Annotated in this window: 23 protein-coding genes; 10 read left to right on the top strand and 13 right to left on the bottom strand. The window is 55.1% G+C overall.

The features are described 5' to 3' along the window. Positions 1-17 precede the first annotated feature (17 nt). The gene (locus DQM29_RS16750) at positions 18-356 is read left to right on the top strand and encodes a helix-turn-helix domain-containing protein (RefSeq protein ID WP_111741729.1); all 339 of its coding nucleotides are present in this window, start codon (positions 18-20) and stop codon (positions 354-356) included. 80 nt (positions 357-436) lie between these two features. Here DQM29_RS16750 and DQM29_RS16755 read toward each other — a convergent pair whose 3' ends face one another. The 6 genes from DQM29_RS16755 to DQM29_RS16780 all read right to left on the bottom strand — a co-directional run bounded on the left by DQM29_RS16755 (position 437) and on the right by DQM29_RS16780 (position 7,422). Next, positions 437-1,699, bottom strand: coding sequence for an MFS transporter (locus DQM29_RS16755; RefSeq protein ID WP_111741730.1), 1,263 nt, complete (start codon positions 1,697-1,699; stop codon positions 437-439). 34 nt (positions 1,700-1,733) lie between these two features. Beyond that, positions 1,734-2,705, bottom strand: coding sequence for an alpha/beta hydrolase (locus DQM29_RS16760; RefSeq protein ID WP_111741731.1), 972 nt, complete (start codon positions 2,703-2,705; stop codon positions 1,734-1,736). Between the two features lies 1 nt (position 2,706). Beyond that, positions 2,707-3,681, bottom strand: a complete 975-nt coding sequence (locus DQM29_RS16765) for a hydroxymethylglutaryl-CoA lyase (RefSeq protein ID WP_111741732.1) — start codon at positions 3,679-3,681, stop codon at positions 2,707-2,709. Then, a complete protein-coding gene (locus DQM29_RS16770; RefSeq protein ID WP_111741733.1) occupies positions 3,678-4,874 on the bottom strand; it encodes a CaiB/BaiF CoA transferase family protein in 1,197 nt (398 codons plus the stop codon). Before DQM29_RS16770 ends, DQM29_RS16765 begins: the two co-directional genes overlap by 4 nt. Before the next feature lie 299 nt (positions 4,875-5,173). Further along, on the bottom strand, positions 5,174-6,859 hold the full coding sequence (locus DQM29_RS16775; RefSeq protein WP_111741734.1) for a molecular chaperone HscC: 1,686 nt from the start codon (positions 6,857-6,859) through the stop codon (positions 5,174-5,176). 59 nt (positions 6,860-6,918) lie between these two features. Then, complete coding sequence (locus DQM29_RS16780; protein WP_111741735.1) at positions 6,919-7,422, bottom strand: low molecular weight protein-tyrosine-phosphatase; 504 nt, start codon at positions 7,420-7,422, stop codon at positions 6,919-6,921. A 193-nt stretch (positions 7,423-7,615) separates the two neighbouring features. On the opposite strand from DQM29_RS16780, the gene DQM29_RS16785 reads away from it, so the two are divergent. Together DQM29_RS16785 and DQM29_RS16790 are read left to right on the top strand one after the other, a co-directional pair. After that, positions 7,616-9,034: an MFS transporter gene (locus DQM29_RS16785; RefSeq protein ID WP_111741736.1), complete on the top strand. Its 1,419-nt coding sequence runs from the start codon at positions 7,616-7,618 to the stop codon at positions 9,032-9,034. A gap of 37 nt (positions 9,035-9,071) precedes the next feature. After that, the gene (locus tag DQM29_RS16790) at positions 9,072-9,659 is read left to right on the top strand and encodes a GNAT family N-acetyltransferase (protein ID WP_111741737.1); all 588 of its coding nucleotides are present in this window, start codon (positions 9,072-9,074) and stop codon (positions 9,657-9,659) included. 81 nt (positions 9,660-9,740) lie between these two features. Here DQM29_RS16790 and DQM29_RS16795 read toward each other — a convergent pair whose 3' ends face one another. Next, entirely contained in the window at positions 9,741-10,082 is a 342-nt protein-coding gene (locus tag DQM29_RS16795) for a YegP family protein (protein ID WP_111741738.1), read from the bottom strand. Between the two features lie 415 nt (positions 10,083-10,497). On the opposite strand from DQM29_RS16795, the gene maeB reads away from it, so the two are divergent. Beyond that, entirely contained in the window at positions 10,498-12,777 is a 2,280-nt protein-coding gene (gene maeB / locus DQM29_RS16800) for an NADP-dependent oxaloacetate-decarboxylating malate dehydrogenase (RefSeq protein WP_111741739.1), read from the top strand. A 49-nt stretch (positions 12,778-12,826) separates the two neighbouring features. On the opposite strand, the gene DQM29_RS16805 is transcribed toward maeB, so the two are convergent. The 5 genes from DQM29_RS16805 to DQM29_RS16825 form a co-directional block, all read right to left on the bottom strand. Next, positions 12,827-13,417, bottom strand: coding sequence for a hypothetical protein (locus DQM29_RS16805; protein WP_232054934.1), 591 nt, complete (start codon positions 13,415-13,417; stop codon positions 12,827-12,829). 174 nt (positions 13,418-13,591) lie between these two features. Then, positions 13,592-14,590 (bottom strand): type IV toxin-antitoxin system AbiEi family antitoxin, encoded by a 999-nt coding sequence (locus DQM29_RS16810; protein WP_111741740.1) that lies wholly within the window; start codon positions 14,588-14,590, stop codon positions 13,592-13,594. 134 nt (positions 14,591-14,724) lie between these two features. Then, entirely contained in the window at positions 14,725-16,089 is a 1,365-nt protein-coding gene (locus DQM29_RS16815; RefSeq protein WP_111741741.1) for a D-serine ammonia-lyase, read from the bottom strand. A 41-nt stretch (positions 16,090-16,130) separates the two neighbouring features. Further along, complete coding sequence (locus DQM29_RS16820; protein ID WP_111741742.1) at positions 16,131-17,504, bottom strand: GntP family permease; 1,374 nt, start codon at positions 17,502-17,504, stop codon at positions 16,131-16,133. A 30-nt stretch (positions 17,505-17,534) separates the two neighbouring features. Continuing rightward, complete coding sequence (locus tag DQM29_RS16825; RefSeq protein ID WP_111741743.1) at positions 17,535-19,136, bottom strand: N-acyl-D-amino-acid deacylase family protein; 1,602 nt, start codon at positions 19,134-19,136, stop codon at positions 17,535-17,537. Between the two features lie 272 nt (positions 19,137-19,408). On the opposite strand from DQM29_RS16825, the gene dsdC reads away from it, so the two are divergent. Further along, positions 19,409-20,353, top strand: a complete 945-nt coding sequence (dsdC, locus tag DQM29_RS16830) for a DNA-binding transcriptional regulator DsdC (protein ID WP_111741744.1) — start codon at positions 19,409-19,411, stop codon at positions 20,351-20,353. Here dsdC and DQM29_RS16835 read toward each other — a convergent pair. Beyond that, positions 20,313-20,831 carry a peptidase associated/transthyretin-like domain-containing protein gene (locus tag DQM29_RS16835; RefSeq protein WP_111741745.1) on the bottom strand — a complete coding sequence of 173 codons (519 nt, stop codon included), beginning with the start codon at positions 20,829-20,831 and terminating at the stop codon, positions 20,313-20,315. The two genes, dsdC and DQM29_RS16835, sit on opposite strands and share 41 nt — an antisense overlap. Before the next feature lie 145 nt (positions 20,832-20,976). Here DQM29_RS16835 and DQM29_RS16840 point away from each other — a divergent pair, with 145 nt between their 5' ends. The 5 genes from DQM29_RS16840 to DQM29_RS16860 all read left to right on the top strand — a co-directional run bounded on the left by DQM29_RS16840 (position 20,977) and on the right by DQM29_RS16860 (position 26,262). Further along, a complete protein-coding gene (locus DQM29_RS16840; protein WP_111741746.1) occupies positions 20,977-21,420 on the top strand; it encodes an anti-virulence regulator CigR family protein in 444 nt (147 codons plus the stop codon). A 200-nt stretch (positions 21,421-21,620) separates the two neighbouring features. Then, on the top strand, positions 21,621-21,914 hold the full coding sequence (locus DQM29_RS16845; protein WP_111741747.1) for a UxaA family hydrolase: 294 nt from the start codon (positions 21,621-21,623) through the stop codon (positions 21,912-21,914). 48 nt (positions 21,915-21,962) lie between these two features. Then, entirely contained in the window at positions 21,963-23,129 is a 1,167-nt protein-coding gene (locus DQM29_RS16850) for a UxaA family hydrolase (protein WP_111741748.1), read from the top strand. 57 nt (positions 23,130-23,186) lie between these two features. Further along, on the top strand, positions 23,187-24,137 hold the full coding sequence (locus DQM29_RS16855) for a 2-keto-3-deoxygluconate permease (RefSeq protein ID WP_111741749.1): 951 nt from the start codon (positions 23,187-23,189) through the stop codon (positions 24,135-24,137). Between the two features lie 151 nt (positions 24,138-24,288). Further along, positions 24,289-26,262 (top strand): sigma 54-interacting transcriptional regulator, encoded by a 1,974-nt coding sequence (locus DQM29_RS16860; protein ID WP_111742139.1) that lies wholly within the window; start codon positions 24,289-24,291, stop codon positions 26,260-26,262. Positions 26,263-26,325 lie beyond the last annotated feature (63 nt).

Genomic DNA, 26,325 nt, shown 5'->3' on the forward strand with positions numbered 1-26,325 from the left:
AGCTAAGGAAACAACAAATGACCGCCAAACCGGACAACGAAATTCGCCATATCACGCCTCCCGGCGGCAATATCTTTGCCGATCTGGGCTTTGCCCAGCGGGAAGCCGAAGCGCTTCACGCGGATTCCTTACGGGAAATAGAAAACACGCTGGCCATCAAGGAAGCGCTGATGGAGGAAATTACGGCCTGGATCGTGGATAACGGGATGAAACAGGCGGACGTCGCTGCCGTGCTGCATATTTCCCGCCCGCGCGTCTCCGACGTGGTCAATAAAAAAACTGGCAAGTTCACGATTGACGCGCTGGTGAATATGCTGAGCCGCATTGGTAAGCCCGTTCGGGTTTCGGTCGGCTAGCCCTCCCCGCCGACTCAACGACAGCGGGGAGCCAAAGGCTCCCCGCGGGTTATCGAAAAACAGCGCCAGGCTGTATCAAACTACGCCGCCTTACGCGGCCGAATAATCACCACCATCACAGCCGCAGCAATCAGGCAGCCCACCATCAGGCCGAAGCCCGCAGCGTAAGAGCCCTGATAGTACTGAATCAGATAGCCTATCGCCATCGGCGCGATAAAGCCGCCGATTTGCCCGCCGGTATTGATAAAGCCGCTGGCGAAGCCCATCACCTTCGCAGGCAGCACTTCCATCGAAATCGCCCAGAACACGCCGAACGGCATGAAGATGCCAAACGCCGCCGTCAGCGTCAGCCACAGCACGCACATGTTCGAGTCGGTCGCGGCGAACGCCAGCCACATAAACAGAGCGCCCAACAGGTAGCAGGTAGCGACGAAAATCTGCTTGCGCCCGCCAAACAGGCGGTTACACACCCAGCTAGCCACCAGCATGGCAACAAACGAGGCGAAGAACGGAATGGACGCCACGATGCCCATTTTCACCATCGCGAACTGACGCACGTCCACCAGATAAGACGGCAGCCAGGAGAGGAATCCCCAAAACGCGACGCCGAACAGCAGATAGGTGAGCATCAGCATCCACAAACCCGGCTCGCGCACCGCCGCAGCCAGCGCTCGGCGCTTGTCTTCTTTGCTCAACGCCACCGTATCCGCCGCGTTTTGCCCTTCGCGAATTTCCGCCAGCTCTTCTTTCGTTACGTCAGGATGATCTTCCGGGCGATCGCGCATGTACTTCCAGCACAGCCAGGTGACGATAAAGCCGGGAATGGCGAACACGTAGAACACGCCGCGCCAGCCGACCCACTGCATCAACAGCACCACCAGCAGCGGCGCAAAGGCCGGGCCGAGGGCGATGGAGCACAGGTTTAAAGAGTTAGCCCGCACCTGCTCCTTTTTCGGGAACCACTGGCTGATAAGCTTCCAGGAAGCCGGCGGGTGCATGGCCTCGCCGGCGCCGAACAGCGGCCTTACCAGCAGCAGGCCGACAAAGCCGCCGACCATGCCGGTAAAGGCGGTAAACAGCGACCACCAGAACAGCGCCAGCGTCATGGTCACCCTGCCGCCAAAGCGGTCGACCATCAGGCCAGCGACGATTTGCAAAAGCCCGTAACCGATGAAGAAAGCGCTGAGCACCAGCCCCTTTTCCCCCGCCGTCAACCCCAGCTCTGCGCTGATTGCCGGTAGCGCAACGGAAAAGTTAACCCTGTCGAGATAAGAAATCAGAAATATTAACCAAAGTATCAGCAACATCTTGTTGCGGACACGCCATTGTCCTAAACCCATCATTTTTTATTGTCTCCTGTCTGATAGAGGAAGATCTTTATAGTGAGTGGTGCATTAAACCCTGCTGCGTCATCCAGTCCTGAATCAGCCCGGCGATGTCGTCAGAGTTGCGGTCCATAATCAGAATGTGCGAGTTGCCGCGGATGCCGCGCTTGGGCAGATCGACCCACGTTACCGGCACCTGCACCTGCGAAAGCCGATCGGCATAGGAGGAGACGTTGCGATAAAACTCGCTCCACCAGGTTTTGCCGGCGTCAACGTTGTCGCCCCAGACAAACAGGAACGGCACCTCTTTCAGAAGGGAGATATCGACGTTCTCCGTCTGCGGCGCGCCGGAAGGCTCCAGCAAAATCACAGCCGCCACCCTGTCCGGATGCTGCTGCACCACGTTCAGGATTTGTCCGCAGCCCTGACTGTGGGCGAGAATGACGCATTTCCCCAGCTTCGCCAGCAGCGCCGCATAGGCCGCCTCGGCCAGCGCGTCGTTACAGGTCCAGCGGGGGACCGCCTGCTTCATAAAAGTGTCGAACGCGTCGACCGGGAACTGCTGGCCGGGCCAAACTTCGCGAGCCGCGTAGTCGGGGCCAAAGCGGAAGCTTTCCCACGCCTGCTGCTTGGTACGAAACTGCGGGTGACCGTCGTAGATATGCGGGTACTGGGCCCAGGAGGCCCGACCGCGCTCTACGCCGTCGCACACGTAGGTGTTGTGACCGCGACGGAGGAAATAGTTGTGCATGCCAGGCCTGCCGTCCGGCGTGGTTTCCCAGCAGGCGCCGGTCATGCCGCCGCCGTGAATAAACGCCAGCGGATAGCGCGCCTGCGGCTTTTCGTGGTGCATAAACTGCACGTACATCTGCCCGGCCTCAAACTGCCCGTTGGGGTCGAGCAGCGACGGCTTGCAGCCTTTCGCGATGGTGGTTTCAAACGGCGGCTGGCCGCTGATTTCGTATTCCCGACCGCCGACAAAAAAGCTGCCGAGATCCCGGATGTGTAATGACTCGTTATTCACGTCAGGCTCCCTCTGTCCAGAAGCTAAACTCACCGTAGCTGCGCGCCTGCGCCAGATGACTCATCAGGTTGGGCTGGATCTGCTGGCGGATAAACGCCACCGCCGTAAGCAGCTTTTCCCGGGAGACGCCGGTATCGATCCCCATTCGCCAAAGCATGTTCGCCACGTCTTCCGTCGCCGAATTACCGGCAGCGCCGGGCGCAAACGGACAGCCGCCCAGCCCGCCCGCCGCTGTTTCGAAGCGTCGAACGCCGTGGGTAAGTGCCACCAATGTATTGGCCAACGCCATGCCGTGGGTATCGTGAACGTGTAGGCCAACGTCGAGCGATGGGTTGGTATCGCGCACGCGAGCCAGCAGTTCTCCCGTTTGCCGGGGAGACGCGACGCCGATGGTGTCACACAAAGTGACGTCGCGAACGCCGCGGGATAATGCCTCAGACAGCAGCCACAAAACCGTGTCTGCGCTCACGGCGCCGGCAAACGGGCAGCCGAAGACCGTCGCCATGCTGAGCGTGACGTGCATATCGGGATACGCCGACGTTATCGCAGCCAGATCGGCCAGCGAGGCCTCGTGAGTACGGTTGATATTCGCCAGATTGTGCTGTTCCCCGGCGGAAATCACGTAGCTGATGTGGTGCACGCCCGCGTTCAAGGCGTTCTCGGCGCCGCGCAGGTTGGGCGCCAGAGCGACGATATCGAGACCGAGATTTTCCTCTCTGTTCCTCCTCAAGACGTGTTCAACAATCCGCTGGGCATCCGCCATCTGCGGGATAGCCTTGGGATTAACAAACGACGTAATTTCAAAGCGCTGTAGCCCGGAATCAATCAGCAGATCGATAGCCTGCTGTTTGGTTTCGGTCGGGATCCAGTCGCAGATGTTCTGAAAGCCGTCGCGCGGGCAGACCTCCGTCAGCGCCACGCTTGACGGCAGGGGAACCCCGTTCCCCGCGCCGCCAATCCATTGAGTCTGATTCATAGGATCCCCTCGGCTTGCAGCTGTTCAAGCTCCGCTTCGCTCAGCCCCAGGCCGTCGCCGTACACTTCCCGATTGTGCTGCCCCAGCAGCGGGGACGGCGTACGGATGCCGGTCGGCGTACCGGTCAGCTTGATGTGCGAGCCCGTCAGCTTGAGCGTCCCGGCTTTCGGGTGCTCAACCTCAACGAACATCTCACGCGCGTCGGCAATGTGCGGATCGGCCACCAGTTGGTCGATATTGTTAATCGGCGCCGAGGGCACGCCCGCGCCCAGCATGCGGTCAACGATATCGCTGACGGTATGCTGGCGGCTCCAAGCCTCAACGACGGCTTTCAGAGACGCATGGTTTTTAACCCGCAGCGGATTGGTTTTAAACACTTCGCAGTCCGTCAGCTCCGGCTGCCCCATCACCTGTGCGACCAAACTCCAGAGCTTATCGTTGGCGGCGGCAATCACCACATCGCCGTCTCTGGCTTTAAAGGTGTCGTAGGGATAACAGGACTCGTAGCGGTTGCCGATGCGTTCGGGAATGCGCCCTTCCGTCAGGTAGATCTGGGTGATGATTTCCAGGCTGGCAACCACTGAATCCACCAGCGCGATATCAACCTTCTGCCCTTCGCCAGTTTGGTCTCGATGGCGCAGAGCCGCCAGCGTGCCGATCGCCGCCGACAGGCCGGCCAGCACGTCGCTCATCGCTGTACCGGAGCGGGTCGGTTCGCCGCCCGGCCAGCCGGTGGTGCTCATCAGCCCGCCCATTGCCTGGCCGATAATGTCGTAGCCGGGGCGTTGGCTGTAAGGACCGGTGTGGCCAAAGCCGGAAATGGCGCAGTAGACGATGCGCGGGTTGACCTTTTTCAGATCCTCATAGCCCAGCCCCAGTTTTTCCATGGTGCCCGGACGATAGTTTTCCACCACGATGTCGGCGGTTTTCACCAGTTCCAGAAACAGCGCCTTTCCGCGCCCCTTCAGGTTCAGCGTCACGCCTTTCTTGTTGCGGTTCAGGTTCATGTAGTAGGCGCTTTCGCCGTTTTTAAACGGCGCGAACTGCCGGGTATCGTCGCCCGCGCCGGGGCGCTCTATCTTGATGACCTCGGCGCCCATGTCCGCCAGCATCATGGTGCAAAAAGGCCCGGCCAACACGCGGGTCAAGTCCAGCACCCGTAGTCCGGCAAGCGCGCCCTGTTGATGTTCCATCTGTTACTCCTTGCTGTGTTGTAGTGAATCTCTGATTCGCTATAGCAAGGGGTGTGCCAGCGGAAAACTAATTACACGAAATACCTCTAGAAGGTGCATAAAAACAAGGGGATGAATAAAAATTGGGAATAAGAAACAGAGGAGAGATAAAAGCGAAAGGACAAAAACCATGTATCACTATAGATACTTACTTAATCATATTTGATACACCCATTCATTTAAAAGCTGGCAGTAAAATCATACCGAAAGGGGATAAACGAAAAGGGCGCTTTACAGCGCCCCTCGATTTAAAATGAACCCTACAGCTTCATCGAATCCAAGTATTCCATCAGCTGTTTGCGCGCTGCCGCAATTTCCTCTACGCGGTGTTCGCCCAAAAGTTCATCGAACTCGGTGAGCCAAATGCCAATCTGAATGCGCTCATTGCCCAGCGTCTGCGCCCAGGCTCGCTCCAGTCGGGCGCGCAAAGCGCGGTTGGGCATTTCGTCGCGCGGGTGGATCTTCAGCGCCAGCAGGCGTTCATGGCTTTGGCGCTTTTGTTCTTCGCTCAGGCCAATTGGACTGTGGTCAATAACTTTGGTGTGGGTCTTGTTGGTCTCCAGCATGTTGACGTCTACTTCCAGCAGGCCATTGATGTCATAGCTAAAGCGAACGTCTAACGACTGAATGCGCCCATTTGGCTCGATAGGCACCTGAAACTCGTCTACCAGAATGTTGTTCTCAACGCGGGGGCTTTCCCCCTGATAGACGGCGACGCGAATAAATTCTTGCTCTGGATGGCCGGTATAGAAGGTCTCAACGCGAGAAGTCGGCACGACGGTGTTACGCTCGATAATCGGCGAAAACACGCCAGACACTTTACCGTTGTTGGTAGAAATGCCGAGAGTGTAGGGGCAGACGTCCGTTAGGATTACTTCATCAATCGCTTCATCGCGCAGACGGCAGGCTGCCTGTACCGCCGCCCCCAAAGCAACGATGGTGCTCGGGTCAAGGTGCTGGTGGGGCATTTTTCCAAACAGCCGGACGACTAAGCGCTGGATAATCGACAGTTGCGATGCGCCGCCTACCAGTACCAGATTGTCCAGCTCGCTTGGCTGCAGTCGCGCATCGTTCAGCGCCTGCTCAATCGGCGCCCGCAGGCGGTTGAGTAGCGGCAGCCAGACCTTTTCCGCTTTCTGCATGTCCAGCTCGTAGCGCCACTCTTTGTCCTGCCACTGCCAGACAATGTCGACTTCTTGAGCACCCATGCGGCACTTGGCCTCTTCGGCACTGTCATTCAAGCGAGCCAGAGCGTCTACTTCTACGTCTCCTTCACTGATTTTCCACTCTTTCAGGCAGTCTTTCACGAGAGCGTGAGTGAAGTCTTCTCCACCCAGATAGTTATCCCCTGCGGAAGAGTGGACTTCAATCAGCGGCAGGGCAAACTCCAGTACCGTCACGTCAAACGTACCGCCGCCGAGATCAAACACCAGCGTGCGACCGAACTCTTGAGTATGCAGTCCGTAAGCCATAGCGGCAGCGGTAGGCTCGTTAATCAGGCGAACGGCATTAAGCTCCGCCAGCTCGGCGGCAAAGCGGGTTTGCTTGCGCTGCTCGTCGCTAAAGTAGGCGGGAACGGAAATCACTACATCCGTAATGGTCTGACCCAGCCAGGCTTCAGCGTCGGCCTTCAGAGACTTCAGCACCAGAGCCGACAGCTCCGGCGCGTTGAAGGTCTTGTCCCCTAAATGAAACGTTTTGCTGCTGCCCATAAAGCGCTTGAACAGTGCAGCAGACTTGGTTGGATGAGTCGTCAGTCGGGAGAACGCCGGGCGGCCAACCAGAATAGAGCCGTCTTCATCAAGGCTCACGGCGGAAGGTGTCAGATATTCACCCAGCGCGTTGGGGATCAGCTGCGCTTTTCCATCCTGCCAAACGCTGATAAGACTGTTGGTTGTCCCTAAGTCAATGCCGATCGCCGGCACAGACGCACGTTCTCCATTCATGACCTGCTCCCCTGAAGTTGCTCACTAACTCAGCATAATATAGGGGGAACAGACGGCGATCAAACGTTCAGGCCGTTCTCCTGTCTGATTGTCTCCAGAAGCGCACTTGCTCCAGCCGCCACCATTCGCTCGGTTTGAGCAAAATTACCCGTATAGTACGGGTCGGGCACGTCTGCCGCTTCGGCGTTCGGCACAAAGTCCATCAGCTTATACAGGTGGTCAATAAACGGCGTGCCGGCAATGGCTCGGATATCTTCAACGTTGCTCTGATCCATCGCAATCAGGTAGTGGACTTGCCCGATATCCTCACGCTGCAACAAAGAGGCACGCATGGTGGAAAAGTCGATCCCTCGCTGGCGAAGCACCTCCTGTGTACCCCGATGGGGCGGGTTACCCACATTCCATCTTTCAGTCCCGGCTGAGCACACTTCAATACGGTCAGCCAGCCCCGCCTGTTCCACTAAATGGCGAAAAATCCCCTCGGCCATAGGCGAACGGCAGATATTCCCCAAACAGACAAACTTCACGACGATTTTCTTACTATTCCCTACTTTTCGCCCCATGTTAGCCTCTTCTTTTCACTTTTTTGTCTACAAACAATAACGCATTTTCTCATCAAACGCTCATCACGCGCTCACTTTACTCATTGAATTCATAATGAATACTGTCTAAAGAAACCATAACCCGACTTTACCTCTCGTCAAGAAACTACTATGGTTGATCGGAAACGATGTTGATAGCTAAACGGGAGATTTTGTGAAAAAGGCTCTTGGCGTCTTCTTCCCTCTGTACACCACAACGCTTATCATGCTGCTGGGTTCGGGTCTATTGACGACCTATATTTCTCTTCGCCTAGCTTCCGCTAACGTCAGCGGTGCGCTGATAGGTGCACTAACGGCCGCTAACTACGTCGGGCTGGTGCTTGGCGGTAAGGTAGGCCACTACCTGATTGTCCGCGTCGGCCATATTCGCACCTATGTCGCCTGTGCCGGCATTATCACGGCGGCAGTACTGATGCACGGCATGACGTCTATGCTGCCCGTTTGGGTTGGCCTGCGGTTAATCATTGGCCTGTGTTTGATGTGCCAATACATGGTGCTGGAGAGCTGGTTTAACGATCAGGCTGAGCCCAGCCAGCGTGGAATGGTGTTTGGTTTCTATATGGCAGCCTCCTATCTGGGGATGGCGCTGGGGCAGCTGGTGCTGATCCTGCTGCCGGATTTGGAAATTCAGTCTTTACTGATTATTGCGCTCTGCTTCTCCCTTTGTCTGGTACCTATTGCCTTAACCACTCGCAGCCACGCCACGCAGATCTCCCCGGCGCCGATGGAGCTGCGCTTTTTTGTGGGGGCAATCCCTAAAGTATTAGCCTCGACACTGGTGGTCGGCATGGTGGTCGGCTCGTTCTACGGGCTAGCGCCAGTCTATACTCAGCTTCAGTCGCTTTCTACTCAACAGACGGGGCTGTTTATGGCACTGTCTATTTGTGCGGGGCTTATTGTTCAGCTTCCCTTTAGCTGGTTTTCCGATCGCTATAACCGGCTAACATTACTGAAGATTATTTCTCTTACGCTGGCCATTGCGGCGCTACCCCTAGCCTTTCTTCCGCACATTGATTTTACGCTGCTGCTTGGCATTGGTTTTGTCATCGGCATGCTCCAATTTACCCTCTATCCGCTGGTGGTCGCGCTGGCTAACGACCAGATTGAACCAGAACGACGGGTGTCGCTGGCTGCCTGCCTGCTGATGGCATTCGGCGTAGGAGCAAGTCTGGGGCCTCTGCTGGTGGGAGCGCTTATGGCGCCACTGGGAGGTAACATTCTGTACGCCTTTTTCGCCCTGTGCGGCATCCTTTTAGCGCTGCTCAGCAGAACTACCCAAAGAAAAGAGGTTCAGTTTGTCGAGGACGCCCCGCTTCCTCACGTCGCCATGCCGGACAGCCTGATGAGCTCCCCGCTGTCCCCTGCGCTTAACCCAAGCTTTGATGAACAGATGATTCAGGACGTCATGCCGCCGCCGGAATCTGCTAGCGAATCAGAGGCTGTTCCTCAGGATGACAACACCGCTGAACCACCAGAAGACGCGCCTCAGCCCAACGTCGAAGAAGAAAGGCCGCCAACGGAAAAACGACAGAACGATGAAGGCTTGGAAAAAGCCTTTACTATGCTGCCATAGTGCTGCCATAGCGCTATTCAAAAACGAGACATGAGCAATGACCGCACAGCAAGAAGTCATGACCGAACGCCTTCGGTTACGCCAGTGGAAACCTTCCGATCGGGAGCCGCTGGCTGCCATGCTGGCCGATCCCCGCGTCATGGCCTGTTTCCCCGCTACGCTAGATCGCACAGCCAGCGATGCCTTTGCCGACCGCTGTGAATCGGGTATTACCGAACGCGGCTGGGGGTTTTGGGCGGTAGAGCGTCTAGACTGCGAGCGCTTTATCGGCTGCGTCGGGCTTAATGTGCCTTCCGCGGCACTGCCGTTTTCTCCCTGCGTAGAAATTGGCTGGCGGCTAGCCTATAGCGCCTGGGGAAAGGGCTACGCGTTTGAAGCGGCAAAAGGCGCACTGCATGTAGGCTTCAAGGCGCTTGCACTTTCGGAGATCGTCGCGTTTACCACGCTAAATAATCACCGCTCGCGCGCGTTGATGGAAAGACTTGGCATGCAGCATTCGCCACAGGAAGACTTCGATCACCCCATGCTGCCTACCGACAGCCCGCTGCTTAGGCACTGCCTGTATCGGCTGTCAAAAGAAACGTGGAATAGGCGCTCCGCCGACGCTAACGACAGAGCGCAATAGGAAGAAAAAGGTCCGCTAACCATGTCAGGGAGTAACGGACGAAGCACTACAGGGTGTAAAAAACCGGTCTTGACGTTGGGTCTAGGCCTGCAAGGTCAAGTCGTGAACGGCTGCGTCCGGCGCATTATGGCTCACGGACTGAACGCCTGCGTCTCTTGCCTGTTCTGTTGTGTAGGTTTGGCTGGTGCCAATCACCTGACCGTTGACCGCCTTCAGGTTGAATGAGAATTTCCCGTTCGCTGTCGATTTTTTCTCGAAGTGTTTTAGATCCTGCGAGTGGTTTTTTACCGACTTGATGCCGTTCTGGCAATTGGCCTTGGTGGTATAGCCTTCGCTGCCAAGGATAATCTGCCCGTTACCCGCCTTCAGGCGAAAATAAAACTCATCGTTTTTACCCAGAAAAATTTCAAACTTTGCGCTCATATCCACTCACCCTTCATTAACGGCGCCTTTTCGGCGCAGACTGATGCCTGAGAACTCTTTTAAGCATAGTTCATAGCGCGATTTTCGTCGGCTAAACGCGCTTATTTTTTCTTCACATCCGCCGCAAGAAACCGAGTGCCTAATGAACTTGTGAGTATTGAGTGAACACGCTGTTTGTTCTGCGCTTTTTTCTATCGCAACAATAGCTGAGATAACGTGACCCAGATTGCATCATCAAATATTAAATTGATGTTAATATTGTCATCCAACTGTGCGTTATTTTGGTGACAGTCGTAAAAAAAGCGTAATAACAATCCGTTATACGACCCTTCCTCAAGGTATCCTCAGTTAACGAGATCCCCAGCCACTGCAAGGGGCTGCCTACGGCGTTTCCGTATCCAAAAAGGACATAGCGATGGACGAACAGTTAAAACAAAGCGCGCTTGATTTTCACCAGTTCCCGGTTCCGGGGAAAATCAAAATTGTACCCACCAAGCCTCTGGCAACGCAGCGCGATCTAGCGCTAGCGTACTCTCCCGGCGTTGCGGCTCCCTGCCTGGAAATCGCGGAAGATCCACTGGCTTCCTACAAGTACACCGCCCGCGGCAATCTTGTCGCCGTTATTTCTAACGGTACAGCCGTGCTGGGCCTGGGCAATATCGGCGCCCTCGCCGGCAAGCCGGTGATGGAAGGGAAAGGCGTTCTGTTTAAAAAATTCGCCGGTATCGACGTGTTCGATATTGAAGTCGACGAAACCGATCCGGACAAGCTGATCGACATTATTGCGTCTCTGGAGCCCACTTTCGGCGGTATTAACCTTGAAGACATCAAGGCGCCCGAGTGCTTCTACATCGAAAAAGAGCTGCGCAAGCGCATGAGCATTCCGGTCTTCCACGACGACCAGCACGGCACTGCCATTATCTGTGCCGCCGCCGTTCTGAACGGCCTGCGCGTAGTGAAGAAAAACATTGAAGACGTCAAGCTGGTGGTTTCCGGCGCGGGTGCGGCGGCGATCGCCTGCCTAAACCTGCTGGTTGCCCTCGGAATGAAAAAAGAGCACATCACCGTGTGCGATTCCCGCGGCGTTATCTATCAGGGCCGCGATGAAAACATGGAAGAAAATAAGGCTCTGTACGCCGTAGTCGACAGTGGCAAGCGCTCGTTGGGCGAAGCCGTTGGCGGCAGCGATATCTTCCTCGGCTGCTCTGGTCCTCGCGTCCTGACGCAGGAGATGGTGAAAACCATGGCCGACAGCCCGCTAATCCTAGCGCTGGCTAACCCTGAGCCGGAAATTCTGCCACCGCTGGCAAAAGAGGTTCGCCCGGACGCTATCGTCTGCACTGGCCGTTCGGACTATCCGAATCAGGTTAACAACGTGCTGTGCTTCCCGTTCCTGTTCCGCGGCGCGCTGGACGTCGGTGCGACCGTCATCAACGAAGAGATGAAACTGGCTGCCGTACGCGCCATTGCTGATTTAGCCTTAGCTGAGCAGAGCGACGTGGTCTCTTCTGCCTATGGCGATCAGGAGCTCTCTTTTGGCCCTGAATACCTGATCCCGAAACCGTTCGACCCGCGTCTTATCGTCAAGATCGCACCTGCCGTTGCTAAGGCGGCGATGGATTCCGGCGTTGCGACTCGCCCGATTAACGACTTCGGCGCCTACGTTGAGCACCTGACTCAGTTCATCTACAAGACCAACCTGTTTATGAAGCCCGTCTTCTCTCAGGCCAAGTCGACTCTTAAGCGCATCGTGTTCGCCGAGGGTGAAGAAGAGCGAGTGCTGCACGCAACTCAGGAAGTGGTTTCTCAACATCTGGCCTTCCCGATCCTGATCGGTCGCCCCAGCGTAATTGAAATGCGCTTGAAAAAGCTTGGCCTACAGCTTCAGATCGGCAAAGACATCGAAGTGGTCAACAACGAGTCCGACCCTCGTTTTAACGAGTACTGGAGCGAATACCACCACATGATGAAGCGCAAAGGCGTTTCCCGCGAGGCGGCACGCCGCCGCATTATCAGCGACCCGACCCTTATCGGCGCGCTGATGGTCAAGCGCGGCGAGGCTGACGGGCTTATCTGTGGCGTTATCGGCAACTATCACGACCACTATGACGTTATTCAAACGATGTTCGGCTATCGCGACGGCACCTCAACCGCCGGTGCGATGAACGCGCTGCTGCTGCCCAGCGGCAACACCTTCATTGCCGACACCTATGTTAACGATGACCCAACGCCAGAACAGCTGTGCGACATTACGCTAATGGCGGCAGAAACCGTGCATCGCTTCGGCATTGAGCCAAAAGTGGCGCTGCTGTCTCACTCCAGCTTCGGCACCTCTGACAGCCCAAGCGCAGTGAAAATGCGCCGCGTGCTGGAACTGGTAAAAGCCCGAGCGCCAGAGCTGGAAATCGACGGTGAAATGCACGGCGATGCTGCTCTGGTAGAAGCCATCCGCAGCGACCTGATGCCGGACAGCCCGCTGAAAGGCGCGGCCAACGTGCTTATCATGCCAAACATGGAATCTGCCCGTATCAGCTACAACCTGCTGCGCGTCTCCTCGTCCGAAGGCGTCACCGTCGGCCCAGTGCTGATGGGGATTTCAAAGCCAGTTCACATTCTGACGCCGGTCGCCTCCGTGCGCCGCATCGTCAATATGGCAGCGCTGGCCGCGGCGGAAGCGCAGACTAAGCCGATTTAAGCTTGACGGCGGTAATATACGACAACGGCCCCGATTGGGGCCGTTTTCCTTAACTGCGATCTACAACGCCCGACCAGAAAGCATTCATGACTCGTTCGATTTCTGCCGAATTATCCGTAACAGACTGCCGTACGACGGCATCCGTCAGGCGTTCTTTATCAAGGGACATTAACTCCGCAAAAGAGCCCTCCTGGCTCATAGTCGCGACATCGTAGCCTAGCAGTGTCGCCCCCATTCGCACCGGATCCCAGCCCAGCCGTTCGCCTTCAACGGGAGATTCGTAAATTCTGTCGTTTTCGATAGCGCCGTATTCGCGAGCGATCTTGTAGAAATCGACGGCGTCCTTGGCGTTACCGCGCCCACGATCTCGCCAGGCAAACAGCTTTAACAAAGCGAGCCCCGGCAGGGAGCAAAACGGCAGCGTTTCTCCACTATTCAACCGCACCTGCACGGTATGCCCAAACGCCTCATCAAAGCCGTCTATGGACATAATAACTTCATGGTCCGGCGGCCACCGAATTTGATTACCCTCAGCAAGAGCGCCAAAAGGAATGATATCCAATTCTGTCCCAGCCGCTATGATACGGTGGACATTATCCCGAACGGCCAGCGCCCCCTCCACAAGGAAAGCATGTTTCAACTCATCGAACCGTTTCCAGCCATCGACAACAACGGCGATATCAACATCGCGAGTACGACGCCCGCGCTTCTAGCATGTACATGGTGAAGCAAAATTTCACGCGCCGTCGCGCCCGCAATAAAGAAAGAGATATTCTGCGCAGCGCAAATCCGCTTTATCAGACCCAACAGTTCTTCAATAGCCGAAGAGAGCGGATTCCTTAAGGTGGAGATATTTATCATTGATTATCCTCGCCGCTTCCCTGTTTCGGGCGTCTCCGCCGGCCAGCAGCTCCGCTACGCACAGCATCGCGCGGGCTTTATGGTTAATCACCAGCCGGCCCCAAAAACAGGTAACCAGTTGGAGTTTTCCATCTGAAACAGGTTTTAGTCCCAATTCCTTTCGCCTCTGTAATAAAGGATAAGGCGTAAAGATCACTCCGCGTTCGGGTATCAGGTATCCTTCACTTAGCTCTGCGGCGGCTATCTCGCTGCTCCAATGCTCTCCAGACGCAGGCGTTATTTCATCCCACGACGTCGGCGCACCCAACGGAAGAAAATTCAGCTTCGGACGCAAAGCGGCGGCATAGTCCCTCAACCACTGCGCGAGCAATTCTTCCTCGTTCATCAAGCGCCGTCCACCCTCCGATTTGCGAAAATAGCGCTGCGCCGCAAGATAGGTGAAAGCCTTGTTGACCATGCCTAAAGAAATGCTGGCCTTCTCGGCTAAATCACGATAGGTATCGTTTAGGGTTTCAGGATGGGATAGCAGTACAAAGAGGAGTTTCATCACCCCTTCGGCAAAGCGGCTGCTTGTCGCAACGGGTTTACTTTCACGTTTGCCCTCAACCAACAGGTACAGCCCCGGCGTCTGAATTCGGGCATTTCCCGCGGTATCGATAAAATTAATCTGGTGGACGGCGCAATATTCCGCCAGCGCGGGCGTCAGTGAGTTACACACAAGTAACGTCGGAAGATCGGTTGAAATATGGGACATCTGCTCACTAGCCGCCATCAGAGACTCTTTACGGTGAACGCGCTTTACTTCCAGTGCGAAAGCCACTGCCTCACCGTTTGGAGCGACAAGCTTTCCCCATGCGTCGTGCGCGCAATAGCCGGAGCCAAGCTCATAGTGTAGCTGGAACCCCTTTGGCAAGTTTTCTACGGCATTAAGCAGCAGTGACTCTTCTTTCATTTGTTCACACCTTATATTCGTTCATGAATCATGAACAAAATTATTTTATGAACAAAAGAGAGAAGACACAATTTATTTCATTAGAAAACGTCGACGCCTTACGGCGCCGACGTTAATAATCCTGCGAAGCTCGATCAACTCCCCATCTCATCCGCTAAAAGCAGCCCCTTCCCCTTGCGGTAGTACTCCTCCCTGACCTCCACCGGCACCATGTTGCCACCGGTGGCCCATACCAGATGGGTGGCGTTTTCCATTGACGCAATTCCGTGTGTCGCTGCATAGCGCTTACCGTTCTCACTGCTTTCCAGCAGGGAGACGCCACGGAATCCAGCTAGGGCGCTCGGTTCCAACTCGATGTTTTCCAGATCGACCAGCGCGGCAAGGTAGCGGTACATGCTCTCATCGGTCAGGGTATAAGAGCCGCTAATCAGGTTCTCTATCGTTTTACCGACAAAGCTTGACGCTCGGCCAACGGCCAGACCGTCGGCGTCAGTTTTGTTGTCGATGCCGAAGTCCTGAACGCATACTTTGTCGTGATAGCCGGTCGCCAGCCCCAGCAGCATGCAGGGGGAGTGGGTCGGTTCGGCAAAGAAGCAGTGGGCGTGTTCGCCAAAAACCGCCTTCAGGCCGAACAGCACACCGCCTGGGCCACCGCCGACGCCGCAGGGAAGATAAACAAACAGCGGATGTTCCTTATCTACCGTGACGCCGCGCGCATCAAACTGCTTCTTCAGCCTCAGCGCAGCCACCGTATAGCCAAGAAACAAAGACAGCGAGTTTTCATCGTCGACAAAGTGACACATCGGATCGCCCTGTGCCTCTTTACGCCCCGCTTCAACGGCCTTGCTGTAGTCGTCTGCGTACTCTTTGACCGTAACGCCCTTACTTCTGAGCATACTCTTCTTCCACAGCTTGGCGTCAGCCGACATGTGAACGGTGGTTTTAAAGCCTAGCTTTGCGCCCATAATGCCGATAGAAAGTCCCAGGTTGCCCGTTGAGCCTACTGCGATTGAATACTGTTCAAACAGGCTCTTGAACTCGTCGTCCGCCAGTCGGGCGTAGCTGTCGTCTAAAGAGAGCCTGCCGCTCTCCAGAGCAATGTCCTCTGCCAGTTTGAGCACCTCATAAATACCCCCTCTGGCCTTGATGGAACCGGAAATCGGCAGATGGCTATCGCATTTGAGAAGCAGCGCCCCCTGCACGTCTTGCCCCGTCTCTTTTGCCAGATAGCGAGTCATTTCAGTGAGCTCAACGATGGGAGATTCAATGATGCCACCGTGCTCGCCGGTTTCGGGGAAAACCCGTTCAAGATAGGGCGCAAACCGCACCAGTCGGCGAGATGCATCCAACATATCTTCCATCGTCACGGCCGAGCGCCGAAGGACCTCTTCGCACTCCCCTAACCTATCGTTTAGCCAAAACGTTTCTTTCAGCGCCATAAGCTCCCTGGTGATGGGAAACTCGTCATTCCACGCTTGCAGCGTTTTTCCTGCGATCATTATTTACCTCGAAACCAGTGTATCTTTCCAAATAGCTCACGCTAAAACATGCCCGGAAGAATCCCGGAGAACGCCTGCAGTATCAAGACGACGGTAAACGCCACAATACTGGCTAGCGTCGTGCTGTAAGTGGTGGCCGTAAAGGCTTCCTTTACTTCCAGCTGGTTATACTTGGCCGGAAGCCAGAAGGCGGCGTCGGTTGGCAGCGTCATCCCGACCGTGCCGCAGCAGATAGCCAGACCAACAATCACGGGTGAATAGCCCATAGAAACCGCCGCAGGCCCAACGATTGACACCACTGTCAACATCGCTACCGTCGCTGACCCTACCGCCGCGCGAATAATCATCGCCAGCAGGAACGCCAGCAGTACGATGGGCATATTCCAGCTTGAAAGCAGCTCCACCAGCGCGTTGCCCAAACCGCTCTTTTGCAGAATCAGACCAAAGCAGCCGCCAGTACCGATCACCATCAGGATGTTGCCCAAGCGGTCGGAGGCCACGTCAACAAACTTCATGATGCTGGAGTTGGTGTTTTTAACGATGTACTTTCTCAGCACGATGGCCGACAGGATTAGCGCCAGAAACAGCGCGATGTTGTTGTTGCCGCAGAAGGTCAGCACGGTGTAGATCAGGCTGTCTTTCGGCAGCAGCCAGGTTGCAATAGAGCCTGCGATAATCAGCGCGATAGGGAACAGAATCAGTCCGAACGCCGTCATGGCGGACGGTTTTTCTGGGTCAGGCGCCAGCAGGTCGCTGTTGTTCATCAGCTCAGAGACTTCCTGACGATAGGCCGCTTTTTCTTCCGCCGTCAGCCGTGAGTTAATGAAGTTCCCATACTGCCAACCGCACAGCAGGCTGGCCGGTAGCGCAACAATCAGCCCGTAGGCAATAAACCAGCCAAGGTCGGCGCCGATTTGCGTGGCGACAGCCACTGGGCCAGGCGTCGGAGCCACCACGCAGTGGGTCAACAGCAGGCCGACGAACAGCGATGCGGCGTAAGCACTCTTCTTCTTGTTGGTCAGCTTTCTTAGCGAGTTAATCAGCGGCGACAGCATGATATAGCCAGAAGCGAAATACACCGGGATAGCGACGATAAAGCCCGCTAGGTTTAGCGCCAACAGGTCGTTTTTCTGACCAAATTTGCGCAGCAGCCCTTTGGCCATCTCTTCTGTTGCGCCCGAAGACGCCAGCATCTCACCAAAAATGCCGCCGAAGAGGATCACCAGCCCCAAACTGGCCATAGTGTTGCCAAAACCGGTTCCCAGATAGCCAAGCAGTTCTCCGGTTGGAATACCGCACAGCACCGCCATCATGATGGCGGAAACAAACAGGCCAATCGCCGGGCTGACCTTAAACTTAATAAGCATCAGCAGCAGGACAACCATGACGGCCAAAAAGGCAGCTAAAACACTCATTGAAACCTCCGTTTATCGTTTTTATTGTTATTACGCGACGTTTGAAAAGTGCCTTAGAACCCTACCCGTATTGATGCCCGTCAGCTTTTTGTCGTGGTAGACAATCCCGCCGTTGACGATGACGTACTCAATACCGTCGGTCAGCTCGTTAGAGCAGGTGTAAGTCGCCCTGTCGTGCAGGTTTTCATAGTTGAATACCACCAGATCCGCGTCGTAACCCTCTCTAATAACGCCTTTTGTCGGCATTCCCAGACGCGCAGCCGGCATGGAGGTCATCTTGCGAACAACCTCTTCCAGCGTCATGACGTGATTCTCTTTGTGGTAATAGCAAATGGCGCGTGGGCAGGTGCCGTAGGCTCGGGGGTGCCCCTTTTCGTCCAGCGCGCGGGTCAGGCCATCGCTGCCGATCACTGTGTGGGGAAACTGGGCGATCTCAAACACGTCTTCATCGCACATGCTGCTGTACACCGCGCTGCTGACGCCCTTGTTCTCCACCATGATGTCGAAAAACGTCTCGAACGGGTCTTGCCCCAGCTGTGCCGCATATTCCGCTACGGTTTTACCCACTACGCCGGGCGTATTCGGCGATGAGGAAACGAACACGCCTTCCCAGCCGCCTGCATTGATGTAGTAGTTGTCGTATTCGGACGCGGGATCTTCCATTTCCTGACGGATTTTGGCGCGCATTGCCGGGTCTTCAAGGCGTTCAGCCATCTTCGCCACGCCTTCGGTAAAGTGCCAGGGCGGTATGCAGGCGTTCAGGTGGGTCATATTTCTCGGATAGGGATACTGATCGCAGGTGACCTGAACACCTTCATCAATCGCCCTCTGAATCACCGCCAGCGTCTGCTTTTGCATGCCCCAGTTAGCCTTGCCCAAAATTTTGTGGTGAGAGATGAACACCGGCACCCCCGCTCGACGGCCGATTTCAATGGTCTCTTCTACCGCTTTAACACTATCGTAGGACTCGTTTCTCATGTGGGAAGCATAAATGCCGCCGTACGGCTTAATCACCTTCGCTAACTCAACGATTTCTTCGGTAGTGGCATAGCAGCAGGGCGTGTAAATCAACCCGGTAGAAAAGCCCGCTGCGCCGTTTTCCATGGCCTCTTTCAGCAGGCTTTTCATGGTGTCCATCTCTTGTGCAGTCGGCTCGCGGTTATCAAACCCCATAACGGCTATGCGCAGAGTACTGTGTCCGACGTAGCTTTTGATATTCGCGGTTTTAGGCGCCGCGTCGGCATACTCCAGATAGCGCGAGTAGCTCGTCCAGTTTGGCATGTCGTCGGGGAACTTCAGCGCACCGACTGACAGCTGCCCCTGAACCAGCTCCAGATGCGTCGGTACTACCGGTGCGGCCGATAGCCCACACTGGCCGCCGATCTCGGTCGTCACGCCCTGAGAGGTTTTACACAGCCGGGCGCACTCGTCGCCTAAAATGAGGTCGCCGTGGGAGTGGGCATCGATAAAGCCGGGGCTGACGTAAAGCCCTTCGCCCTCAATCACCTTTTTCGCCGCTTCCGTACCGCTAACGCTGACTATCTTATCGCCGGACACCCCAACGCTTCCCCGATAGGCGGGTGCGCCGGTGCCGTCAACGACCATGACGTTCTTAATCAAGATATCGATCATGACATTTTTCTCCTGAGTCAATGAGGCAGTGTCCTGCTGCAGTCAGGAACCGTTTAACAGCTAATCTTTCGAGTCATATTGGATAAAAAAAGTACTGGTGCTGACAAATGATAAAAACGGCCTTTCACATGAGCCAGATTAATTCAAATGGGTGATATCCATCATATAGTCGAGAAAATGGGATGATTGCATCATTTGATTTCACACAAATAACTAGTTTTAGGAGTAATCTTTAGCGAAATCAGGTTCGCTTTATCGCAGGGGAAAACGCCGTGTACACCGAAGACCACTACCTTGTCGGCGGCAAGCGCCTAAGCAGCCACCAGCTGTCAAAACTGCACACCTTTGAAGCCACGGCGCGCCACGGCTCGTTCGCGCTGGCGGCGGACGAGCTGGCTCTGACTCCCAGCGCCGTCAGCCACCGCATCAACGGGCTGGAGGAAGAGCTGGGATTTAAGCTTTTCCGCCGCTTCCACCGCCGCATCGAGCTTACGTCGGAAGGCCAGCGGGTTTACTGGTCGCTGAAGTCGTCTCTGGAGTCGCTTAATCAAGAGATCTTGGAGATAAAGAGCCGAGAGCTATCAGGCTGCCTGACGGTGTACTCTCGCCCCTCGATCGCGCAGTGCTGGCTGGTGCCCAAGCTGGCGCAGTTTAGCCAGCAGCATCCGGCCATCAGCCTAAACGTGCTGACCGGCAACGAAAACGTCAACTTTCAGGGATACGGTATCGATCTTGCAATCTACTTCGACGACAAGACGCCGGAAAGGCTGGTTTGCCGCCACCTGATGGATGAGTCGATCGTCCCCGTCTGTAGCCCGGAATACGCCGAGCGCTTCAATCTGGCGGGCAATCCCGTCGGCCTCCAGCGCTGCACGCTCCTGCACGACCGCCAGGCGTGGAGCTATGACTCCGACACGCACGAGTGGAACTCATGGGCCAGGCACTTTTCCATTCCGATCGATCCTCATCAACACAGCATCGGCTTTGACCGCTCCGATCTGGCGATTATCGCCGCCATCAGTCACGTCGGCGTCGCCATGGGGCGCAAGAAGCTGGTGGAAAAACGCATCGCCAAAGGCGAACTGATCGCTCCGTTCCCGGACATGGAGCTACTTTGCGCCCAGCGCTACTATGTCGCCACGCTGCCGGAGCGCCAAAGCCCGAAAGGCGAAGCGTTTATTCAGTGGCTGCTGTCGGCGGCGCAACCGGAGGTTTGATAACAAACGTCTCCTGCCCCGGCGGGCGCGGAGGGGCATCTCCGTGATTCATGCTTCGCCGCGCCTCGATATTCAGTTGATATTGAAGCTCGCTTGATTCAGGCAATAGCTGAATGGGAAAAGTGAAACGAGTGGAGTATTCCCCCGTCCAGCGACGCATTTTATACCCCGGCGCCGATACGGTAACCTCGTTATGCTGTTGTGAATCATAGGGCGCCCGCCCTGCCATAAAGAAAACCATCTCCCAGTCTTTGATCTCGGAAATATGAAAAGCACCGTTTTCGTCAGTTACGGCTGACCCCGGTTTGTAAGCATCTATCGCTACTAAAGCGCCACCGATTGGCTTGAACGTCATCGCGTCAACCACCACACCGGAAGTTTCTCCACGCGGATATATGGTTCTCGGTACGCAGCCGTTCAGCATAAGCAAGCACAGAGTCAGGAGCAGCAGAAAGGGCCTATCGCCTTTTATATTCATTATGATTTGCTCATTAAAGGCTGCTGGCTAACGATCCGCAGTTTACTCACCTTGGCACGTCTTTTCACTCAGTCCTTTGCCGAAAAATGCATATCCATCAACTACACTAAAAAGATACGTTCTACTCACAGAGAGCAAATCCGCTATGAAAAAAACAATGCTTACTCTTCTGCTCCTGCTGCCCTTTGCACTCACTAGTGCTTTCACTCACGCTGACAGCGATAAATCCAACGGAAAAAGCCATCAAAACAGCAACCAAAAGTCCCATGGGAAAGACAAGAAAAACAATAAAGGCAGCGGCCACGACAGCAATTTGCTGAGCGTTACCATTACCTTCGATCAGGCCAGAGGGCTGGCCGTCACCCATGGCCTGACGGGATATTCGACGCTCCCGCCCGGCATTACCAAAAACCTGGTGCGCGGCAAGCCGCTGCCTCCGGGCATCGCTAAAAAAGTCGTTCCCGTTAGTATGCTTAACTCACTGCCTCACTATCCGGGATATGAGTGGTATATCGCAGGGGACGATCTGGTGCTGGTGGCCGTGGCGACAGCGGTTGTAAACACCGTCCTGTCGGGAGTATTTAACTAGCCTTTCACTTACTGGAATACATGCTCTTTTCTACTATGAATAAGGTGAGGTAATTTACCTCACCTCCTACAGCATTACGCCTCACTTCTGCCTTCCCATCTCTTGGTAAAAAGAAAAAACACCTATAAATCAATCCAATAATAAATGGCACGATTATTGATACCTCATTGAGTGACTCACTCACCAATAAGGATTAATACATGAAAAAAAATGCGGTTGTCATTCACTCTCAGGACTGCGTGGCTACGGCCATCATGCCGCTGGCAGCTGGCGATAAGGCCTCGATGTTTATCGGTTCGGAGGCGAAAGAAGTCACGCTGCGTAACGCTATCCCCGCAGGGCATAAGTTTGCTATCCGCGCCATGGCGCGACACGACGAAGTGTACAAGTACGGTGAATCCATTGGTCGCGCTACACAGGCTATTGAACTCGGCGAACATGTTCACGTCCACAACGTGGAAAGCGAACGCGGTCGCGGCGACTGGAACCAATAGCCGTTAATAACGATAAAAAAACATTAATAAAAACCTTAAGGAACCTTTATGAGCAACGATACTTTTCCCGGCTACCGCCGCCCGGACGGCAGCGTAGGCATTCGTAACTATGTATTAATCCTTCCTACCAGCGTCTGCTCCAACAAAGTCGCGCAGGACATTTCCCGTCAGGTCAAAGGCTCTACCTGGGTGAACAACAACTTCGGCTGCTGCCAGATCGGCAGCGATGCCCGCCTGACAGAAAAGACGCTGATTAACGTCGCCAAAAACCCTAACGTGGGCGCAATTGTCGTTGTCGGTCTGGGCTGTGAGGGCGCAGAGCCTACCCACATTGCCAAAGAAATTGAAAAAATTGGCAAGCCGACCAGCTGCATCGTTATCCAGCACGAGGGCGGCACGCTCAACTGCCAGGCCAAAGGCATCTCGCTGGCGCGCGAGTATGCCCAGATGCTGTCTCAGCAAAAACCGGAAGTGACTCCCGTCAGCAAACTGATTCTGGCGATGGAGTGCGGCGGCTCCGACACCACGTCCGGCCTGGCGTCTAACCCGGCCTGCGGCGTCGCGTCCGATATGCTAATTGCCAACGGCGGCAGCTCTATCCTGTCGGAAACCACAGAATTTATCGGCGCGGAACACGTCATCGCGCGGCGCGCCGTCACGCCGGAAGTCGGCCAGCAGCTTATCGATCTGGTTGTGGCCTGCGAAGCCCGCGCCAAGACGCTGGGTGAAGACATTCGCGGCGGCCAGCCGACGCCGGGCAACATTGAGGGCGGCCTGACAACCATTGAAGAAAAGTCACTAGGCTGTATTCACAAGGCCGGTCACGCGCCGCTGCAGGGCGTGCTTCAGTACGCCGATACGCCAACCCGCGCGGGGCTGTGGGTCATGGATACTCCAGGACAGGATATTGAGTCAATGTCCGGCATGGTGGCTGGCGGCGCGCAGGTGATTATTTTCACTACCGGTCGCGGAACGCCAAGCGGTAATCCGATTGCTCCGGTCATTAAAATCACCGGTAATAAAGCGACGTTTGACCGGATGAAAGACAACATCGACATTGATGTGTCGTCTATCATGACCGGCGAGGCCTCGATCTCCCAGATGGGTGAAGAAATCTATCAGGAAGTGGTACGCGTCGCTAACGGCAAAACAACCAAGTCTGAAGATCTGGGGCACGTAGAATTTTCTATTTATAAAATCGCCCCGACTTTCTAATTGCCACCCATTTCGGGTGGTACATATCGCTATCACCCGCTCTTCTGGAAGCTAACGATGAAAATTAAACAGGCTTTAGAGCGTTTTCCCGGTGGAATGATGGTTATTCCCCTTATCATTGGCGCCCTCTTCAAAACCTTCGCGCCCGGCGCGTTGGAAATCGGTGGGTTTGTCACGTCTATTTCTCACGGAGCCATGGCGATACTCGGCGTTTTTCTGGTCTGCATGGGTGCTGATATTCAATTCAAAGCGGCACCAAAAGCGCTGAAAAAAGGGGCCGCTATTACTACCGCTAAATTTGCCAGCGGCGTTATTGTCGGCCTCCTTGTCGGTAAATTTTGCGGAGCAGACGGGCTATTTGGACTCTCCGCACTGGCGATCATCGCCGCCATGACCAACTCAAACAGCGGTCTGTACGCCGCATTGGTAGGCGAATACGGCGATGACACTGACGGCGGTGCCATTGCTGTCATCTCTATCAATGACGGCCCGTTTTTAACGATGCTTGCGCTGGGCAGTGCAGGGCTGGTAACCATCCCCTTTATGGATCTATTGGCGGTCATCATTCCTATTGTCATCGGTATGGTTCTGGGCAATCTGGATGAAGAAATGCGGTCGTTTTTGAAGAAGGGCGGGGCGATGCTTATCCCCTTCTTTGCCTTTGGCTTAGGCTATGGTATCGACTTCGCTCGCCTGATTACGGCTGGTTTCTCCGGTATTCTCTTAGGATTTATGACCGTCACCATCGGTGGTGTGTTTAATATCGCGGCGGACAAAATGGCTGGCGGTTCAGGTGTCGCAGGAGCTGCCGTTTCTTCAACCGCAGGTAATGCCGTTGCTACCCCTGCAGCCATTGCGCTGATTGACCCTAGCCTAACAGAGGTTGCCAGCAGCGCTGCCGCACAGGTCGCGGCGTCAACCATCGTCACTGCACTGCTGGTGCCCTTTTTGACTGTCTGGGTAGCCAAACGCAACGGACTACGGGCGGCAGTCAGGGCTTCGGGTTAGCGACACTACAGCACTATTTCAGCGCTCCGCCCCTGTGGAGCGCTGAATTTATTCCCGCTGTGTCACGATTATGTAACAGCGCCCTCCCCTTCCACAGAGAGGAAGGTAATATGACAACAGCGGCTTTCCCGACTTGCAGGTCATCACGGCTATGAACATCCCCTCACCTGAAACCACGCCCCTCTGTCTGATTGCGCCCTATTCCGCCCTGATAGATGCGGCAGAAAGCCTGCTTCCTCAGCTTTCTCTGCCCATCACGCTGCATCTGACCGACCTAAATCGCGTGATTGATGAACTGCCCGCCATAGAGTCCTGCGGATATCGCGTGCTCATTAGCCGAGGGGGATGTGCTGACCTGCTGCGACAGCATAGCCAACTGCCTGTTGTCGAGATAAAAACGTCAGGCTATGACGTACTCAATGCGCTTGCACCATTTATTGGACAGAAGGTTCGTATCGGTATTGTCGGCTTTCGCAGTGTGGTAGAAGGCTGCTGTCAAGCTGCTGTACTGCTGGGGATAGAACACGAATCCTTTCTATTAACCAGTAACGACGAGCGGGAAATCGCCGCTATGCAGCAAAGGCTAGCAGCCCAGCGGCTGGAATGGATTGTTGGCGATACGGCCTGTCAGGACTACTTTTCCCCACTGGGAACTCAGTTTCGCCTTTTAAACTCGGGAGTCGACTCCGTACGTCAGGCTCTGGAAGAGGCTCAAACTCTCTATCAGGTCTTCAAGCAGCAGGCGCTAGAACGCGATCACCTACAGCTCATCCTAAACAAGTTTGATAAGGGCGTTATTTCCATTGATGAACGAGGTCATGTTCTACACGCTAACCACTGCGCCCGCACTCTGTTTGGCTTGACTGAGCTCGCTGAAGCAGATAGCGGTGAAAAGCGCGCTACGGCACTCTCACTCACGCAGCTTAATCCTCCCATTCATCCTGACTGGCCTTCACTGCGGCGAGGAAAATCCGTACTGACTCAGGTTGTCGATAGCGATCGAGGCGTACTGGTGTTAAATCAGTATCCGGTTATTGCTGATGGAAGATTAATCCGCGCAGTTCTGACTGTACAGACCGTTTCCAGCCTGCGGGATACAGAATATCAAGTACGGCGTCAAGAACTCGCACAGCGCGGCCTGAATGCCCGTTACCACTTCAGCGACATCATCACCGAAAATTCTGAGATGAAACGGCGACTGGATATTATGCGCACCTATGCGCTGACCGACGCCACTATTTTGATCAGTGGAGAAAGCGGCACCGGTAAAGAGCTGCTGGCGCAAAGCCTACACAATGCCAGTCGACGAGCGAGTGGCCCCTTTGTCGCAATCAACTGCGGCGCAGTTGCGCCACAAATTCTGGAAAGTGAGCTGTTTGGCTACGTCGCCGGTGCGTTTACTGGCGCATCCACAAAAGGAAAAACGGGGCTGTTCGAGCTGGCGCATCAGGGCACGCTGTTTCTTGATGAGATCGGTGAGCTCGACAAGCCGCTTCAGTCGCGCCTATTGCGCGTTTTACAGGAGCGACAGATCATGCGACTGGGGTCTGACCGGGTCATCCCTATTGATATCCGCATTATCGCGGCTACCAACAAGAAGCTCCCACGGCTGATAGAAAAGGGTGAGTTCAGAGAAGATTTATACTATCGCCTCAATGTCCTTAAAGCGACGACGATGCCGCTGCGTGAAAGGCCGGAAGACATCCGAACTATTGGCCTACACCTGCTAAGTGAATGCTGCCGACGCTACCAGCTGCCTGATATGACGCTAACGTCTGAACTATGGAAGAGGCTACAGAGCTATTCGTGGCCTGGCAACGTGCGCCAGCTTAGCAATATCATTGAACGCCTAGCGCTTTCTATTCACTCTCGCCCGGCGACATATGCAGAAGCCAAACTGCTGCTTGATGATTTAGAACCCGCAGCTGCGCCGGATCCATCCTCCTGCCCTCGCTGCCAGATACTTAAGGGAGATTTCAAAACCATCAGGCTACGGATGCTACATCAGCTGCTGGCCGCAGAGCAGAACAATAAAAGCCGTCTGGCTAAGCGGCTCAATGTGGATAGAACGTCGCTGAACCGCTGGTTAAAAGAAAACCTCGAAGATGCGTCTTTCCACGGCTAGGAAAGCTTTTCTTGTCTAGAAAGCGAGCAGATAATGAACCTCATCAACAATCAATCGCAACGG

This window comes from Leminorella richardii (assembly GCF_900478135.1).
Classification (GTDB): domain Bacteria; phylum Pseudomonadota; class Gammaproteobacteria; order Enterobacterales; family Enterobacteriaceae; genus Leminorella; species Leminorella richardii.

Coding starts and splice junctions, on each gene's coding strand:
- DQM29_RS16770 (WP_111741733.1), bottom strand. CDS start 4,874: ATGGAACATCAACAGGGCGCGCTTGCCGGACTACGGGTGCTGGACTTG.
- DQM29_RS16860 (WP_111742139.1), top strand. CDS start 24,289: ATGAACATCCCCTCACCTGAAACCACGCCCCTCTGTCTGATTGCGCCC.
- DQM29_RS16825 (WP_111741743.1), bottom strand. CDS start 19,136: ATGATCGATATCTTGATTAAGAACGTCATGGTCGTTGACGGCACCGGC.
- DQM29_RS16755 (WP_111741730.1), bottom strand. CDS start 1,699: ATGATGGGTTTAGGACAATGGCGTGTCCGCAACAAGATGTTGCTGATA.
- DQM29_RS16845 (WP_111741747.1), top strand. CDS start 21,621: ATGAAAAAAAATGCGGTTGTCATTCACTCTCAGGACTGCGTGGCTACG.
- DQM29_RS16750 (WP_111741729.1), top strand. CDS start 18: ATGACCGCCAAACCGGACAACGAAATTCGCCATATCACGCCTCCCGGC.
- maeB (WP_111741739.1), top strand. CDS start 10,498: ATGGACGAACAGTTAAAACAAAGCGCGCTTGATTTTCACCAGTTCCCG.
- DQM29_RS16795 (WP_111741738.1), bottom strand. CDS start 10,082: ATGAGCGCAAAGTTTGAAATTTTTCTGGGTAAAAACGATGAGTTTTAT.
- DQM29_RS16855 (WP_111741749.1), top strand. CDS start 23,187: ATGAAAATTAAACAGGCTTTAGAGCGTTTTCCCGGTGGAATGATGGTT.
- DQM29_RS16765 (WP_111741732.1), bottom strand. CDS start 3,681: ATGAATCAGACTCAATGGATTGGCGGCGCGGGGAACGGGGTTCCCCTG.
- DQM29_RS16820 (WP_111741742.1), bottom strand. CDS start 17,504: ATGAGTGTTTTAGCTGCCTTTTTGGCCGTCATGGTTGTCCTGCTGCTG.
- DQM29_RS16780 (WP_111741735.1), bottom strand. CDS start 7,422: ATGGGGCGAAAAGTAGGGAATAGTAAGAAAATCGTCGTGAAGTTTGTC.
- DQM29_RS16775 (WP_111741734.1), bottom strand. CDS start 6,859: ATGAATGGAGAACGTGCGTCTGTGCCGGCGATCGGCATTGACTTAGGG.
- DQM29_RS16850 (WP_111741748.1), top strand. CDS start 21,963: ATGAGCAACGATACTTTTCCCGGCTACCGCCGCCCGGACGGCAGCGTA.
- DQM29_RS16840 (WP_111741746.1), top strand. CDS start 20,977: ATGAAAAAAACAATGCTTACTCTTCTGCTCCTGCTGCCCTTTGCACTC.
- DQM29_RS16810 (WP_111741740.1), bottom strand. CDS start 14,590: ATGAAAGAAGAGTCACTGCTGCTTAATGCCGTAGAAAACTTGCCAAAG.
- DQM29_RS16835 (WP_111741745.1), bottom strand. CDS start 20,831: ATGAATATAAAAGGCGATAGGCCCTTTCTGCTGCTCCTGACTCTGTGC.
- DQM29_RS16790 (WP_111741737.1), top strand. CDS start 9,072: ATGACCGCACAGCAAGAAGTCATGACCGAACGCCTTCGGTTACGCCAG.
- DQM29_RS16815 (WP_111741741.1), bottom strand. CDS start 16,089: ATGATCGCAGGAAAAACGCTGCAAGCGTGGAATGACGAGTTTCCCATC.